At 63.3% G+C, this 16,143-nt stretch carries 11 protein-coding genes; 8 read left to right on the forward strand and 3 right to left on the reverse strand.

What is annotated here, in order from left to right; all coding sequences use genetic code 11:
• Positions 1-15 precede the first annotated feature (15 nt).
• Positions 16-1,134 (forward strand): PDDEXK family nuclease, encoded by a 1,119-nt coding sequence (locus AUL39_RS07910; protein ID WP_059055052.1) that lies wholly within the window; start codon positions 16-18, stop codon positions 1,132-1,134.
• A 194-nt stretch (positions 1,135-1,328) separates the two neighbouring features.
• On the opposite strand, the gene AUL39_RS07915 is transcribed toward AUL39_RS07910, so the two are convergent.
• Entirely contained in the window at positions 1,329-2,693 is a 1,365-nt protein-coding gene (locus tag AUL39_RS07915; protein ID WP_059055053.1) for a PFL family protein, read from the reverse strand.
• A gap of 168 nt (positions 2,694-2,861) precedes the next feature.
• The gene (locus AUL39_RS07920; protein WP_160327053.1) at positions 2,862-3,512 is read right to left on the reverse strand and encodes an HAD family hydrolase; all 651 of its coding nucleotides are present in this window, start codon (positions 3,510-3,512) and stop codon (positions 2,862-2,864) included.
• Between the two features lie 122 nt (positions 3,513-3,634).
• On the opposite strand from AUL39_RS07920, the gene AUL39_RS11355 reads away from it, so the two are divergent.
• Together AUL39_RS11355 and AUL39_RS07930 are read left to right on the forward strand one after the other, a co-directional pair.
• Positions 3,635-4,150, forward strand: coding sequence for a DUF1653 domain-containing protein (locus AUL39_RS11355; RefSeq protein ID WP_235810805.1), 516 nt, complete (start codon positions 3,635-3,637; stop codon positions 4,148-4,150).
• Between the two features lie 18 nt (positions 4,151-4,168).
• Positions 4,169-4,546 (forward strand): peptide chain release factor family protein, encoded by a 378-nt coding sequence (locus tag AUL39_RS07930; RefSeq protein WP_059055055.1) that lies wholly within the window; start codon positions 4,169-4,171, stop codon positions 4,544-4,546.
• Between the two features lie 445 nt (positions 4,547-4,991).
• On the opposite strand, the gene AUL39_RS07935 is transcribed toward AUL39_RS07930, so the two are convergent.
• Positions 4,992-5,630, reverse strand: coding sequence for a TMEM175 family protein (locus AUL39_RS07935; protein ID WP_059055056.1), 639 nt, complete (start codon positions 5,628-5,630; stop codon positions 4,992-4,994).
• A 119-nt stretch (positions 5,631-5,749) separates the two neighbouring features.
• On the opposite strand from AUL39_RS07935, the gene AUL39_RS07940 reads away from it, so the two are divergent.
• The 5 genes from AUL39_RS07940 (at position 5,750) to AUL39_RS07960 (ending at position 15,647) form a co-directional block, all read left to right on the forward strand.
• Positions 5,750-6,619, forward strand: a complete 870-nt coding sequence (locus AUL39_RS07940; RefSeq protein ID WP_059055057.1) for a MurR/RpiR family transcriptional regulator — start codon at positions 5,750-5,752, stop codon at positions 6,617-6,619.
• A gap of 288 nt (positions 6,620-6,907) precedes the next feature.
• Positions 6,908-10,006, forward strand: a complete 3,099-nt coding sequence (locus AUL39_RS07945; protein ID WP_059055058.1) for a glycoside hydrolase family 3 C-terminal domain-containing protein — start codon at positions 6,908-6,910, stop codon at positions 10,004-10,006.
• Entirely contained in the window at positions 10,006-10,458 is a 453-nt protein-coding gene (locus tag AUL39_RS07950) for a hypothetical protein (protein ID WP_059055059.1), read from the forward strand. Before AUL39_RS07945 ends, AUL39_RS07950 begins: the two co-directional genes overlap by 1 nt.
• 99 nt (positions 10,459-10,557) lie before the next feature.
• Positions 10,558-13,116 carry a family 78 glycoside hydrolase catalytic domain gene (locus tag AUL39_RS07955; RefSeq protein WP_059055060.1) on the forward strand — a complete coding sequence of 853 codons (2,559 nt, stop codon included), beginning with the start codon at positions 10,558-10,560 and terminating at the stop codon, positions 13,114-13,116.
• On the forward strand, positions 13,113-15,647 hold the full coding sequence (locus AUL39_RS07960; protein WP_059055061.1) for a glycoside hydrolase family 2 TIM barrel-domain containing protein: 2,535 nt from the start codon (positions 13,113-13,115) through the stop codon (positions 15,645-15,647). The genes AUL39_RS07955 and AUL39_RS07960 overlap by 4 nt, the downstream gene beginning before the upstream one ends.
• Positions 15,648-16,143 lie beyond the last annotated feature (496 nt).

Here is a 16,143-nt window from a genome sequence, read left to right on the forward strand (position 1 = left end):
TAAGGAGGCGTCACCATGTACGCGCTTTTGTCTCATGACTCCGCCTGTGAGGCATTGAGGTTTCTCTCTGCGCGCTCGACGCTTCCGACTGAGTGCTGGCCACCTGTCTCGCAGAAGCTTTCAGGTGATCAGTGTGTCTCGACGCAGCGCGAGTACCGTCAGCTCTGCGAGAAGGTTGACCTAACTTCCCTTGGGGTTCGTTCGGCTCCGACGCACCTCCTTGTGCCCTCTCAGCAGATGAGGAGCAGCGGTCGCAGAGCCCATTTTCATGTGTGGTCTGCCGAGCTTCCTGCGAATTCGTGTTTTGTTGTTGGCGATGATGTACTGCTCAGCGGACCAGAGTTCACCATCATGCAGTTCGCCGGAGCAACTGCGCGGCTGGATGGGCTTCTCGACGCGCATGCTGCAGCAGTTGCTGCAGAGGCCAGAATGCTGGCGGATTTGGGGCTTGAAGACCATGCGATGGCGGACAGCCCACTCGTCTGGGAGCACGAGCGCCGGATTGTGGCGGCGGCGGTCCTCGCCTGTGAGTTTGCCGGGTCGTATCGGCTGGGTATGCCTGGCGAGTCAACGCGATACCGTATTTCGCCCATCATGAGCTGCGGTGGGTTGGAGCTTATGACGGCCAGGGCAGAGCGCACGACTGCGGCGTCGCGTGCGAGCAAAGCAGCCCGGCTGGCCTTTGATGGCTCAGCGTCGCCAATGGAGACGGCGTTGGCTCTGCTGTTTGCGCTGCCTGTGGAATACGGTGGCTTTGGTTTGCCTCGCCCAGTGCTCAATAAGCCCGTTGATGTGTCGGGGTATCGTGGAGCACTGTCCGACAGGGATCAAGTGTCGCCCGATTTCCTTTGGCCAGAGATGCGGGTAGCGTTGGAGTACGACAGCGGGGGGTTTCATTTTCGGGATGAGAAAGACGCAGGTACGGATGCTGTTCGCGCCAACATCCTTACGGCTCTTGGGTATCGGGTTTTCCGGGCCGCTCCGCAGATGGTGCGGTCTTTGGCGGGAGTTGAGCTTCTCGCCAGACAGCTTGCTTGTGCACTTGGGATTAGTTTGGATGCCCCGGATGAGATCTGCGCCCTGCGACGTCGGCGCCTCTACGCGGAGCTCATGCCGCGCCAACGCGAGAGGTAGCGGCCTTTTCTTCCTCTTGCGCCGTTCCTCAACCTCACACGTGATATTTCTAAATTGATATCATCTACATGCCAACTGGTCGTTTTCTGAGATATATCAATTTAGAAATATCACGTGTGAGGTTTGGGCAAAATGAACGCCGCGACAGGGTTGGTGTCGCGGCGAAAAGCCTTTCGGCGAGAAAACTTGCGACCCTAGTTCTTCAGGCTGTTGAGCGGCGCGGGGAAGCGACCGCCGCGGTGTGCCAGGACGTTCCCGGCGAAGCGGTTCACACTCATGACCGGCGCACTGCCAAAGAGGCCGCCAAACTCCAGCGTGTCGCCGTCCTTGTGGCCAATCGCGGGAATCAGGCGCACGGCCGTAGTCTTGGTGTTGATGACGCCGATGGCCATCTCGTCGGCGATAATGCCGGCAATGGCCTCCACGGGCGTGTCGCCAGGGATGGCAATCATGTCGAGACCCACGGAGCACACGCTGGTCATGGCCTCGAGCTTCTCGATGGAGAGCGACCCGTCCTCGGCGGCGCGAATCATCCCGGCGTCTTCGGAGACGGGGATAAAGGCGCCGGAGAGCCCGCCCACGCTGGAGCTCGCCATGACGCCGCCCTTCTTGACGCAGTCGTTGAGCAGCGCCAGCGCGCAGGTGGTGCCGGGGCCGCCGCACTCGCCCACGCCGATGATCTCGAGGATCTTCGCCACGGAGTCGCCGGCAGCGGGAGTGGGCGCAAGCGACAGGTCCACGATGCCCTTCTCGACGCCCAGTCGGCGCGACGCCTCGCGACTCATCAGCTCGCCGGCGCGCGTGATCTTGAACGCAGTCCTCTTGATGGTCTCGGCGACTTCCATGAGGTTTGCATCGTCGGGTAGCTGCTCCAGCGCCGCCGCCATCACGCCTGGGCCGGAGACGCCCACGTTAATCACGGCGTCGGCCTCGCCGGTTCCGTGCACCGCGCCGGCCATGAACGGCGAGTCCTCCACCATGTTGGCAAAGACCACGAACTTCGCCGCGCCGTAGCAGTCGATGTCCGTGGTGCGGCGCGCGCACTCGAGGATGGTCTGGGCCGAGAGAAGCACGGCATCCATGTTGATGCCGGCCCTGGTAGAGGCAATGTTCAGCGAGGAGCACACGCGCTCGGTGGTGGCGAGCGCCTCGGGCACCGAGTTGATGAGGCGGCGGTCGGCGTTGCCGATGCCCTTCTGAACCAGCGCCGAGAAGCCGCCCATGAAGTCGATGCCGAGCGTCTGGGCGGCGCGGTCCATGGCGTGCGCGATGGGGGAGAGGTCTTCGTCTGCGCAGCCTGCCGCCACCTGTGCAACCGGCGTCACCGAGACGCGCTTGTTCGCAATGGGGATGCCGTACTCGGAGGCCAGGTCGTCGGCAACGGAGACGAGGTTCTCGGCCTGGTGCGTGATGCGGTCGTAGATCTTGTCGCACATGCGATCCATGTCCTCGTCGGCGCAGCCTGCGAGCGAGATGCCCATGGTGATCGTCCGGAGGTCGAGGTTTTGCTCCGTGACCATGGCAAGCGTCTCGGATACTTCCTGCGGCGTGATGTCCATCTGGGCCCCTTTGCTGTGACTGCTGATTTCGCTATGCCATTATAGGTGAGCGAGCAGGACGGCCACGGTGCGGTGCGCAACAGGAAAAGGCCTTGCAAAGTAGGGCCGGCGCTGAGGTTGGGCGCTGCCAGCGTCACGCTTTGGGGCCGCCCGCACCGCGCACGGCCTTTACCAGCGTAGCTCTTGGAATGACGAGAACCGCTCGTCTGCGGCTGGAAGCTCCTGCGGCACGCATGAACCCGTGAACCCCAGCGTGTACACGCCTGCCGCCTGCGCCGACGCAACTCCCGAGGGCGAGTCCTCGAACGCCACGGCCTCCGCGGGCGCCACGTCAAACGCTTCGAGCGCGTGGGTGTATGGCTCTGGGTGAGGCTTGTGCCGCCCGACGTCATCTCCGCCAATCACAAGCTCGACGAGGTCGGCAAGGCCAACGCGCGCAAGGCCCGCCTCTACGAGCGCGTGCCGCGTGGTCGAGACCACGGCGATGCGTGCGCCCGCCGCATGAAGTCGCTGCATGAGCAGACGTGCCCCGGGGGATGCCTTGATGGGGAGCTCCTGGTAGATGATGTCGCTTGGTCCACGACGGGCAAAGAACTCGGCGGCGCTTACGTCCATGCCGTGTGCGCGGAAGAGCACGGGGATGGACTCCAAGCCGTCGGTCCCGGACAGCGATGCCTTCTCGGCCTCCGTTGGCTCGATGCCATAGGAGGCGTAGGCCTTCTCGTCCAGCTCGATGCCAAAGCGCTCGGTGTCTGCGAGCGTGCCATCGAAGTCGAAAAGCGCCGCCTTCACGCATTCCGGCCGATGCGGCTTCCCCATGCTTCCTCCCGTATTCCTCGATTTCGCATGGGGTTCATTGTAGTGTGTAGGGAGGCCGTCCGAGGGGCTTGCGCCGCGAGGGGCGCAGTATGGTGCCATGGTTTTGTGACGTTGGGAGCGACATGGGCAAGGGCAAGAAGCACGGTGGCAAGGGAGCCGAGAAGGACGTCGTTTGCGGTTGCAAGCATGTGACCAGGGCGGATGTGGAGGCTGCGGTTGCTGCGGGCGCGACTGGCTTGGCTGACGTCAAGCGCATGACCGGTGCCGGGACCAAGTGCGGCAAGTGCAAGGGTCGCGTGAGGGCGTGCCTCGAGCAGGCGCTTGAGGAGCGGGCCGCAGCGGGAGCCGCCGCGCCGGAGCCCGAAGCGGCGCCGGAACCCGAAGCGGAGAACCCCCTGGTCATCCATGGGATTTACCGACACTTCAAAGGCGACTTCTACCTTGTCGAAGACGTGGCGCATGATTCCGAGAACGGCGAGGAGGTCGTGGTTTACCGCAAGCTCTATGGGGACGGCTCGCTTTGGGTCCGACCCAAGGCGATGTTCCTCTCGCCGGTTGATCGGGGGAAGTACCCTGATGTCACGCAGCGCTGGCGCTTTGAGCTGCAGCACGTGGAGAGCGTGGCTCGAAGGGCTTAGGGGGTAGGCGGCTGACACATGGAGAAGAGGTTCACATACCAAGATTATGCCAGCTTTGCCCACCTAGGCAGTTCGGAGCTTGCTCGCCAGTGCGTGGCAGAGGCGTTTCGGGCTACAGGCCCGGGCGACCAAGGCGTCAACACCACCGACTCAGCCGTGCGCATGCGCCACGTGCCCACCGGCATTACCGTGGTGAGCAGGGAGTCTCGTAGCCAGCTCCAGAACAGGGAGCGCTGCCTCGAGAAGATTCACGCCGAGCTGCTTCGGCGCTCTCGGCGGCCAAAGAAGCGTCATGCAACAAAGCCTACCAGGGCATCTGTGCGTCGACGCCTTGATGAAAAGGGCAGGCGCGGGGCGGTAAAGCGCCTTCGGCGACGTCCCGGCATGGACGAATAGGGCAAAGGTGGCAATGCGTGCTCGACCAATTCCGGGTGCTACGGGTTGGCGGCCCCGCTCCGATGCATAATTTTGCTTTATCGGACGGCTTTTGGCGCTCGGCTGCACAAAAGTGGTCTATCGGACAGTGCTTTTTACCAACTATTATCAATAATTTAACTAACTATGCAAAAATTTGTATATTATTTAAATAGTATGCATAATCTTGTAAATATAATTAAATAGTTGATATTACTCGCCAGAAAGGACTGTACGATAGCGCACTTTTATGCAGTGACTTCCGTTTCCCCGTCCGATAGAGCTTTTTTGTGCAGCGAAGACGGCAATTCTTGACCAGGAGAGGCTTCGATCAGGTTCGAAACGGGTTCTACAAGTCATACGGTGGCGAGCCACGGGCACGAACCTCTTGACCCGGACCCGGGCCCGGACCATGATCGCCGGATCCTTAGCCCTCCTCTTCCTCCGCGAGGAAGTCGAGCAGCCGAACAATGCGCAGATCGGGGACGATCCACAGCAGAAACGCGATGACCACCGCCACAAGGGCAACGTGGGACTTTGGTAGAACAAGGGCGAGTACCAGCGCAATTGCCTCAAGCCCAAGGGTGAGTCGCTCCTTGAGAAGGGAACGCTCCTCAACCATTGCGCGGCGCTCCATCTCTCGGTCATTTGCTGGGTTGGGAGGGCATGAACGGCTGAGATTGCGCCGAATGACGCGTTCAAGATTCATGTAGGCAACCGAGACCAGCATGTTCACTATTACGTAGCAGGTGGTGGGCAGCGCGGCGAACTCCGTCTTCTGCATCCAGTCGGTTGCCAGCGGAAAGAACGAGAGGACAAAGAGAAACGCGAGGTTCGACCAGAGCATGCGGCCAGTCACGCGGTTGACCAGCTTGAGCAGGTGATGGTGGTTGTTCCAGTACGTCCCCACGCCAACAAAGCTTACGGCATACGCCGCAATGCCTGGCAGCAGCCCCAGCAGGTCTGCAAGCTCGTCGCCATCGGGTGCGGTGATGCCCAACACCATGATTGTGATGATGATAGCAATCACGCCATCGCTGAACGCTTCCATCCGACCCTTGTCCATGCGACTCCCCTCGTTGCAAGCTGGTTGTGCCTAGGATAACGCGAGAAGGGCGCGCCTCTCGATGACGCCTTCGGCTCCTCCGGGTGCTACCCTAGAGGCCTATCCAGAGAGGGGATGCCATGACAGGAAACGAGAGCCACAGCGGGGTCGTCGATGCAATCCTCCAGCGCTACGAGGACCTTTCGGATGCCGAGAAGGCCGTTGCGGATTTCATCCTTACCCACAAGGGGACCGTCTCGTCCCTTTCGGCGGTGGAGATCGCCCGACTTTCCGGCATCTCTAACACAACCGTCTCGCGCTTCGTCCGCTCGCTTGGCTACGCGAGCTTCGCCGACATGCGCTATGCCCTTGCGCGCGAGGAAACCGCAAGCAAGGAGCGCTCGTTCGATGACTCGCGCGGCATTGGGCTCGCGGACGTCCAAGGCTCGCTCGATTACGTCCTGGAGACCAAGATCGAGGAGCTGAGAAGCACGTTTGCCTCCCTCAGCGAGGAAGGCGTCTCCAAGGCAGTGGGCGCCCTCTCTTCCGCACGCATCGCGATGTTTGTTGGCGTGGGCAGCTCCCTGCCCATCGCGCAGAGCGCTGCCATCAAGTTCTCGCAGGCCGGCGTCAACGCCATCTCTCCCTCCACGAGCGACGGTGCCATGATTACCGCCTCGCTCATGCAGCCGGAAGATTGCCTGGTAGTGATTTCCAACTCCGGCCGCTCGGATCGCTTGCGCAAAATCATGAACAACGCAATCGACCGCGGCGTCTCAACCATCGTGATCACGCGCAACGAGGAATCGCCCCTCGCCGACCGCGCGGACGTTGTCCTTAAGGTGGTCTCGCGCGACCACCTGCTCGTGAACGACTTCGACTTCTCCCACAACTCAATCAACTACGTGCTGGAATCGCTCCTGCTGCTCCTTTTCCACAGCTCGCGAGATGCCAACGAGTACAACCTCGAGCTCTTCAACCGCACCATTGCGAGCGAGAAGCAAGGCTAGCGAGAAGGGCGAAGTCTTTCCAAGCTCACCGCACACCAGTGGGCGGCACTACCCCACAGTGGGGAGTGCCGCCCATTTTGGCGCAAAGCAAGCCCGCAGAGAGCTACATAACGCGCTCACAGGCGTGCCTATACCACTGACGGAAAATCGTTTTCACAAAATTTGTCACATATGGCATGATTTTTTACGTAAAACGGCACGGATGCCGGAAGGGCTGACCGTACGACGGGTCGCGGGGGCGATCACCGAAGTGCTGCCAGCAATCACGCAGTTGGAGGGAGCAATCGGATGGGGATAGAACAGAAGCAGGTCACGCGCCGCGGTGCTGTTGCCCTCGCGCTGTCTGCCGGCCTTGGGCTGACGGGCGCACATGGCGTTGCTGATTCCTGGAGAGGAACCATCGACTCTGCGCTGGGTACGACAAGTACCGAGCAGACCGCAGACGATAAGTTCACGCCGAGCATCGCTTCGACGGACGACCTCGTAAAGGCCCACGAGGACCTTGGCCGTCGCGTTGGCCAGGAGGGCACCGTCCTTATGAAGAACGAGGGCCAGGCCCTGCCGCTTGCCAAGGGGGCCAAGGTCACGCTCCTGGGCATGGGCTCGATGTATCCCTTCCTGGGCGGCAAGATGGGCTCTTCGATCACCACGGAGGACGCCGTCGACCTTGTCTCGGCGCTTGAGCAGGGCGGCTTCGATATCAACCCAACCATGACCAGCATCTACGAGACCCTGGGCGCCGTTGAGGACACCACGGCGGTAAACCCCACGCCCTGGATGCAGTCGGTTGCCTACAAGTATCGTCCTGCCGGGTTCGCGACCCCGTACGTGCCCAACGAGCCCTCCTTTGACACCTATGTGAGCGAGGGCGGCGCGAGCGAGGACTTTGCCAGCAGCTTCGCCGAGTACGGTGACGCGGCAATCGTGGTGCTCTCCCGCCCCGGATCCGAGGGCAGCGACTACTACCCCGGCGCTGCCGGCATTGACGCCGAGACCTACGGAACTAAGAACCCGCTGGGCATCTGCACCAACGAGCGTGCGCTCATCCAGCTTGCCGAGGAGAACTTCGACAAGGTCATCGTGATGGTCAACAGCGGCTCGACCATGGAGCTTGGCGACCTCAAGGATGACCCCAAGATTGCGGCGATTCTTAACATCGGCTTCCCCGGCGCCTACGGCACGCTGGGAATCGCGGATATCCTCAACGGCACCGTGAGCCCCTCCGGCTGCCTGGCGGACACGTACGCGGTGGACACCGCCATGGCGCCCAGCTCCCAGAACTTCGGCTCGATCAAGATTGCCGATACGAGCATGGTCACCTGGCCAGATTCCCTCATGGGTGCCATGGGCACCGACATCGCGGGCGGTTTCCTCGGCGGAGAGAACAGCACCGCTTCGGCCTACTATGTCGTTGAGGCCGAGGGCATCTACACGGGCTACAAGTACTACGAGACCCGCTACTACGACTCCGTCACGGGTGCCGGCAATGCAACCGGCGCGGCAGGCGCCTCCAACGGCGCGTCGTCGTGGAACTACGACGACGAGGTCGTCTACCCGTTTGGCTACGGCCTCTCCTACACCACCTTCCAGCAGACGCTCGACGACGTTCAGGTGAACACAGACGAGAAGACCGTCACTGCCAAGGTCACCGTCACCAACACCGGCTCCGTTGCCGGCAAGCACGTGGCCCAGCTCTACGTCTCTGTCCCCTACACCGACTACGATAAGAAGGCTGGCGTCGAGAAGTCCGCCATCCAGCTGATTGGCGTTGCCAAGACCGACGAGCTCAAGCCTGGCGACGACCAGCAGCTCACCATCACTGCCGACCTCTACGACATGGCAAGCTGGGACTCCTCCGCCAAGGGCGGCAAGGGCGGCTGGATCCTCGATGGCGGCGACTACTGCTTCGTGCTTGCCGAGGATGCCCACGACGCCGTGAACAGCGTCCTGGCAGCGCAGGGCAACGGGGCCACGGGAGACGCCTCCCTGGTGAGCATCAAGCCCATCGGCTCCGAGGGCACGGTCGACGAGTCGACGCTCGCCAAGTCCAAGAACGGCACCGAGATTGCCAACCAGCTCGCAGATGCCGACGTGAACTACTACCAGCCCGGCTACGCAACACCCCTCTCGAGAAGCGACTGGAACGGCACCTTCCCGCGCACCTACGACGACCTCACCATTGGCGGAGACAAGCAGGAGGAATGGGTCAGGAACCTCTGCTGCGAGGAGTACCAGATCACGAAGAACGGCGAGGTCGCAGACGTCAACGGCGCACCCGCTGGCCTCACGCTCTCCAGCCTTGCGGGCGACGACAACATCGACGACGCCCAGTGGGACAAGCTCGTCGACGAGATTCCCGTTGACACGCTCTTCGCGAAGATCATCAAGGGCGGCAGCCAGTCGGACGTCATCCCCGAGATCGAGAACCCCGTGGTCTACCAGAACGACGGCCCCAACGGCTTTGGCACCACGCTCGCCGGCCGCGGCCTGCACACCGACGACGTCAACGCCAACTACGTGCTCAACACCATGGCTAACGAGACGACCATCGCTAGCACCTTCAGCGAGGACATCGCCAAGAGCTGGGGCGAGCTTCTCGGCAACGACGGCCTCTGGAGCGGCAACTACCTCCTGTGGGGCGCTGCGGCGAACCTGCACCGCTGCCCCTACAACGGCCGTAACTTCGAGTACTACTCCGAGGATCCGGTGCTCTCGAGCCTCATGTCCGCGCGTACGGTCGAGGGCGCGCTCGAGTACGGCATCATCATCGGCCCCAAGCACTTCGCCTTCAACGACCAGGAGACCAAGCGCGCCGGTGTTGCCCCGTACATGACCGAGCAGAAGGCCCGCGAGGGCGAGCTCCGCGCGTTCCGCGCCTCCTTCGAGGACGCTGGCGCCCTCGGCATCATGACCGCCTTCGGCAGGGTCGGCGCAACCCCCGTCAACGGCTCCTGGGGGCTTCTCCGCAACATCCTGCGAGGCGAGTGGGGATTCAAGGGCCTCATGTCGACCGACATGGTGAACAACCCCGGCTATTTCCGCCCGGAGACGTGCATCTACGGCGGCGTCACGATGATGGCCGACTTCTCGACCGACGAGACCCTCACCGATGTCCAGGAGAGCTGGCCGTACATGACCCACGACCTCATCGCCAGCGACGCGACGCTCGTCGAGTATGCCCGCCAGAACATGAAGTACCAGCTCTACGCATTTGCCCAGAGCGCTGCGCAGAACATCAAGACCGTGCGAGTGACGCCCTGGTGGGAGATGGCGCTCAACGGCGCCACGGTGGCCGGCTACGGACTTGCCGCAGTGTTTGGTGCGCTCTACGTCCGCGATGCCGTCAAGGGTGCGCATGACGCCACGGAAGCCAAGGAGGAGAACTAATGGGATCTGCCAAGAAGTCCATGGGGGCAGCTGGCGTCTTCAACGCCATTGTCTGCCTGCTGAGCATCGTGACGTTCGTGCTCTACGTGATGAACGCGACCCGCGCGTACTACGTCGACCTCAACCCGGTCATCGCCGCCCTGCTCGTTGTTGCCATTGCGGCGGAGGTCATCGTCCTTGCCCTTGGCCGTGGCAAGGAGGGCTATGCCCTGGCCATTGTCTCTGACGTGCTGCGCGTTGCCGTGCCCTGCTGCCTTGCGGTTGCCGGCGTGATGTTTATCTCCGCCCGCGTCGAGTCCCTGGCGCAGGTCCTTGGCTCGAACCTCGAGCTGGGCAACGTCGAGGCGCACGAGGCGGCCACCCAGGCCGTTGCGGTTATCGTCATCTCGCTGGTGACCTGGCTCTTTTCCGTGATTGCCGCCTTCCTGGGCCACGGCAAGAGCGCAAAGTAGCCAGACCTTGGCCGGCGGGCGCGCGTCGGCGAGAATGGGTAGTACTGGGCGGGCAGGGGATGCGTCCCGTGCCCGCCCTTCTTTGAAGTGGGGGATTGCATGCTGAAGCTACGGCGTTTTGCCTGTGAGGACCTTGAGACCGGTTGCGTGACGGACGAGGCGCGCCCTCGCTTCTCCTTTGCCTTCGAGAGCGACCGGCAGGGCGCAAGCCTGCGGGAGGTCGTGCTCGAGGTCAACGGCTGGACGTGGCGAGGTACGGACGAGGTGGCGGTGCGCTACGACGGCGCGCCCCTCTCGCCCTGTACCGTCTACCAGGCACGCGTTTGCGCGACCGATGACGCCGGGGAGTCCGCCGAGGGCACGCTGGAGTTTGAGACGGGGCTTCTCGGCGGCTCGTGGGAGGCGGAGTGGATCAGCGACGCCGCCTACCGCTTTGACGAGAAGGGCGTGGCGCCTGTGCCCATGGTCTTCAAGCATGCCTTCTCGCTTGGCGGTAAGGTGCGTCGAGCTCGCGTCTACGCCACGGCCCTGGGCATCTACGACATCTCGCTCAACGGCCAGCGGGTGGGGGAGCGCTACTTTGCGCCCGGCTTCACCTCGTATGGCTCGACGCTCCAGTACCAGACCTATGACGTAACGAAGCGGCTCGGCTCCTCGAACGAGCTGGTGGTCACCGTTGCCGGAGGCTGGGCGGTGGGGCCATTCTCCTACACGCGCAAGAACCGGGTCACCGCAGACAGGCAGGCCCTGCTCCTTGAGGTGCGCGTGGAGTATGCGGACGGCACAACGCAGGTCCTGGGTACCGGCGAGGACTGGCAGGTCACCGAGGATGGGCCATGCCGCATGGCCTGCTTCTACGACGGTGAGACGTACGACGCCCGTGTGAGCCTGGACAACGTCACCTGGCGCCCGGCCGCGCGTGAGGCCCTGCGCGTGAGCCCCGCGCTTGTCGCCGAGGACGGCGCCCCCGTGCGCGCCCATGAGGTCATGCGCCCCGTGAGCTGCACAAAGGTGGGCGACGAGCTGGTCTATGACTTTGGGCAGAACTTCGCCGGCGTGGTTGACCTGGTGGTTGACGGGCACGAGAGCCAGACAATCACGGTGCGCCATGCAGAGATCCTGAAGCCAGACGGCACGCTCAACACGGACTTCCTGCGCACGGCCAAGGCAACGCTCACCTATGTGTGCCGAGAAGGGCGCCAGGAGTTCTCGCCGCGCCTTACCTACATGGGATTTCGCTACGTTGCGGTGAGCGGGGTCGACGAGGGCGACATCAAGATTTGCGCCCACGCGCTCTACTCCGACCTGCGCACGACCGGCGAGTTTGGCTGCTCTGACGAGCGTCTCAACCGCCTGCAGCAAAACATCGTTTGGAGCTCGAAGTCTAACCTCATGGACATCCCCACCGACTGCCCGCAGCGAGACGAGCGCATGGGCTGGACGGGTGACATTGCCGTCTTTGCCCCAACGGCCTGCTACAACTTTGACATGGGTCGCTTCCTGCGCAAATGGCTGCGCGACCTGCGCTCCGAGCAGTACCGCACGGGCGGCATTCCCGTAACGGTGCCTGCGCAGGGCTTTGGCTTTCCCACCACCATCCCTCCCATGGCGGTGGACTTCTGGGGAGACGCCTGCGTCCTGGTGCCGTGGGCGCTCTACCAGGCCGAAGGTGACGTTGAGGTTCTCCGCGAGAACTTCGACACCATGAGGCGCTACGTTGACGCCTGTCGATTCTGGGCGCGCTTTGGCGTGGGCGACTACTGCTACATATGGCACACACCGGCGGTGCTCCACTTCGGCGACTGGGTTGCCCCCGACGTGCCCAAGATGGGCCAGTGGCAGGCTCGCAGCAAGTGGACGGCAACGGCAAGCCTTCAGCACACAAGCGCTCTCGTGGCCCGCATTGCAAAGATCCTTGACGAGAAGGACGCTGCCGAGAAGTACGGCCGCCTGAGCGCGCGCGTTGCCAGGGCGTACCGCAACGTCTTCACCGACGGTCACGGTAGGCTCAAGCAGGAGTTCCAGACTGCCTATGTCCTCCCCATCCAGTTTGGCATGCTCGAGGGAGACGAGCTTCGCGCGGCAGTGAAGCGTCTGTCTCAGCTGGTTGAGCAGGGCGGCTACCGCATTGGGACGGGTTTTCCTGGCACGCCGTACATTCTCTTTGCCCTGGCAGACAACGGTGAGAAGGACACTGCGTTCCAGATGCTCGAGTGCACGTCGTGTCCCTCGTGGCTCTACGAGGTGGTGCATGGCGCAACAACCATCTGGGAGCGTTGGGACGGCCTGGACGAGAACGGCAACTGCCCTATCGGCGACGACGGCACGGACATCATGATCTCGTACAACCACTACGCCAGTGGTGCGGTGGGAGACTTTCTCTACCGTCGCGTGGCGGGCCTAGAGCAGCTTGAGCCGGGATATCGCAGGTCACGCGTGCAGCCGCTTGTTGGGGGAGGGCTTTGCTCCGCTCACGGTGCGGTCGAGACGCCCTATGGGCGGCTTGCCAGTAGTTGGAAGCTTGATGGCTCGTCCTTCTCGCTTGAGGTCGAGGTGCCCCTGGGCACCACCTGCGAGGTCGTGCTACCCGACGGAAGCACGCGCGAGGTGGGGTGCGGTTCGTACGCGTTTTCATGCGAAGTGGAGGGTGCGCGATGAAGGGTCTTTCGTTTAACGAGGGATGGCAGTTCAGGCGGATTGCCCTTGACGGCGAGGAGGACGCGCCGTTCAAGGCGGTTAAGCTTCCCCACGACGCAATGATTGGCGAGACGCGCAGCCCGCAGGCGGTCTCGGCCCAGAACAGCGGCTGGTTCGAGGGACGCGACTACGAGTACGCCAAGACCTGGACCCCGCCAGAGGAGCTTGCTGGCAAGTCCCTCCTCCTCGAGTTCGAGGGCGTCTACCATCTGGCCCAGGTATGGATCGACGGCACGCTTGTTGCGGAGCGGCCGTACGGCTACACGAACTTCTACGTGGACCTTGCTGGGCTTGTGGAGCCCGGTAGGCCCTGCGAGCTGCGCGTTGTTGCCAGGAACTCCGACCAGCCCAACAGCCGCTGGTACTCTGGTGCCGGCATCTACCGTCCAGTCACGCTGTGGGTGGGCGAGCCGGTCCACCTGTTGCCAAACGGCATCGCCGTGCGGACACTCTCGCTGGACGGCGGCCGTGCCTGCGTTGAGGTCTCGCTCGAGGCGAGCGGCTCCGGGCTGGCAACGGTCAAGCTTCTCCCCGAGAGTTCGAAGGAACCTGTCGCCACGGGTAGTGTCGAGCTGGGCGAGGACGGAACCGGGGCGATGACGCTCGAGGTGCCGCAGCCCCGCACCTGGTCGCCGGACCATCCGGACCTCTATCGTTGCCGCGTTGACCTTGCGGCAGGGGGCAATGCCGTCGATCACGGCGAGACGTTCTTTGGCATCCGCACCCTTGCGTGGGGCGATGACGGGCTTCTCCTCAACGGTGACCGCATCGTGCTTCGGGGCGCCTGTATCCACCACGACAACGGCGTGCTGGGTGCCTGCGCCTTTGCCGATGCGGAGTGGCGCAAGGCCCTGCTCATGCGCGAGCAGGGCTACAACGCCGTGCGCTCTGCCCACAACCCCTGCTCGAAGGCGCTGCTCGACGCCTGCGACCACCTTGGCGTGCTGGTCATGGACGAGTACGTTGACCACTGGTACATCCACAAGACGCTCCACGACTACGTTGACTACTTCGACGCATGGTGGCGCCGCGACCTTGCCGACATGGCCGAGAAGGACCGCAACCACCCCAGCGTGGTGCTCTACTCGATTGGCAACGAGGTTGCCGAGACCGCTCAGGAGCGAGGCGTCCTTCTCACCCGCCAGATGGTCGAGCACCTGCATTCCCTTGATCCTACGCGACCCGTTACCTGCGGTGTCAACATCTTCTTTAACCTGCTGAGCTCGCTTGGGCTGGGGCAGTACTCAGACGAGAAGGCCCGCCGCGAGGCCGAGCAGGCCGCTCGCCAGGGCGCAACGCCGCACCGCGCGGTGGGAAGCGAGTTCTACAACAGGCTGGCCGGGCTTCTTGGTGCGGGATTCATGAAGAAGGGGGCCGCGCTGCCCGCATGCGACCGCGTCACGCGCGACGCCTTCGCGCAGATGGAAGTTGCGGGCTACAACTACGGCATCGACCGTTACAAGCACGACCTGCGGGCCTACCCGCACCGCCTGATCTTGGGCAGCGAGACCTTCTGCTCCGATGCACAGCGGTTCAGCGACCTTGCCAAGAAGGAGCCTCGGCTCATCGGCGACTTTGTGTGGTCTGGCATGGACTACTTGGGCGAGACGGGCGTGGGCGCCTGGGAGTATGCCGACTACGCGCCTCGCGAGGGCGGGTTTGGCTGGCTCACGGCTGGCTCCGGTCGCGTGGACCTTACGGGCAAGCCCCTGGGGGAGGCGCTCTACACGCGCGTCGCGCTTGCTGGGGAGGCAGGTCCCTACCTGGCCGTTTGTCCCGTGAACCATACGGGCGAGCCGCACACGCCAAGCGCCTGGAAGATGTCGAACGCCATTGCATCGTGGAGCTGGGACGGCTGCGAGGGGAGGGTTGCCAACGTCGAGGTCTACGCGCGAGCGCACGCGGTGGTGTTGCTTCTCAACGGCCGTGAGGTTGGCCGCAGGCTGTTTAGGGGCTCGTGCCTGGCGCGGATGTCGTGCCGCTACGAGCCTGGTTCGCTTGAGGCCGTTGCCCTCGGCGCAGATGGTCGTGAGCTGGGGCGTTGCGTGCTGAGAAGCGCGGACGGCCCGACGGAGCTTCGCGCCGAGGTGGAGTATGCCGGCGTGCCGGGCGGGTTCGTGCGGCGCGACGTCTGGCGCGAGGGCGAGCCGGTGGTAGAGACCCATGTCGGTGCCGAGGCGCCCGACGTTTCTCACGAGGGCGCGGTCGTCGGGGCCGGCCGGCTTGCGTTTGTCCGCGTGCGCTACACCGGTGCCAACGGCGAGACCCGGCCGCTCGCAAGGGGTGTGCTGAGGGCTTCGGTCGAGGGTGGGGACCTCCTCGGCTTTGGCTGCGCTTCGCCCTTCAACGAGGGGAGCTTCGTCACGGGCGAGACCCAGACCTACTTCGGCGAGGCTCTGGCCGTGGTGCGTCCGGCTGCAGGGTCCCGGTGCGTGCGTCTCTCCGTCACCGATGGCACGCTCTCGGCGACGGCGACTCTGACTGTCGCTTAGGAGACAAGCCCGTCTTGTTGTTGGGACCGCCTGGCCGCTTTCGAGCAGATGACGCGCATGGCGTGGCGACTCTGCCGAAGCCGAGCCGGCGACCCCTGCTTTTTGGTCGCGATTTCTCCCCGCGCAGGGGTCCTCGCAACCTCGGGACCTCAAATTACGTGCAGAAGTGAGGTTGTGTGTAAGTGGCCCCTCCGCCGGAGGGGCCACTTCGAAGTTGGCCTCTAGAATATTGCAATACAATAAAAACGTTACGCCTGTTGAACTCGGGTTAGGAGGGCACATGCCTCCCACGTCATGGCCACCGGGGCGTTATTGAACACGTGGCCGTGCCGTTTCGTGCCCCCAGAGCCCACACAACCTCACTTCTGCACGTACTTTTGCCGATCCTAATTGCCTGGACCCTTCCGTAGTACGAAAACCCCTCCGGCACGTGCGTGCCGGAGGGGCGGGGAAGGGAGGGACAGGTTGGTTTTCGTGGCCGATTGAGGTTTTTGCG

The organism is Tractidigestivibacter scatoligenes (genome assembly GCF_001494635.1).
GTDB lineage: Bacteria > Actinomycetota > Coriobacteriia > Coriobacteriales > Atopobiaceae > Tractidigestivibacter > Tractidigestivibacter scatoligenes.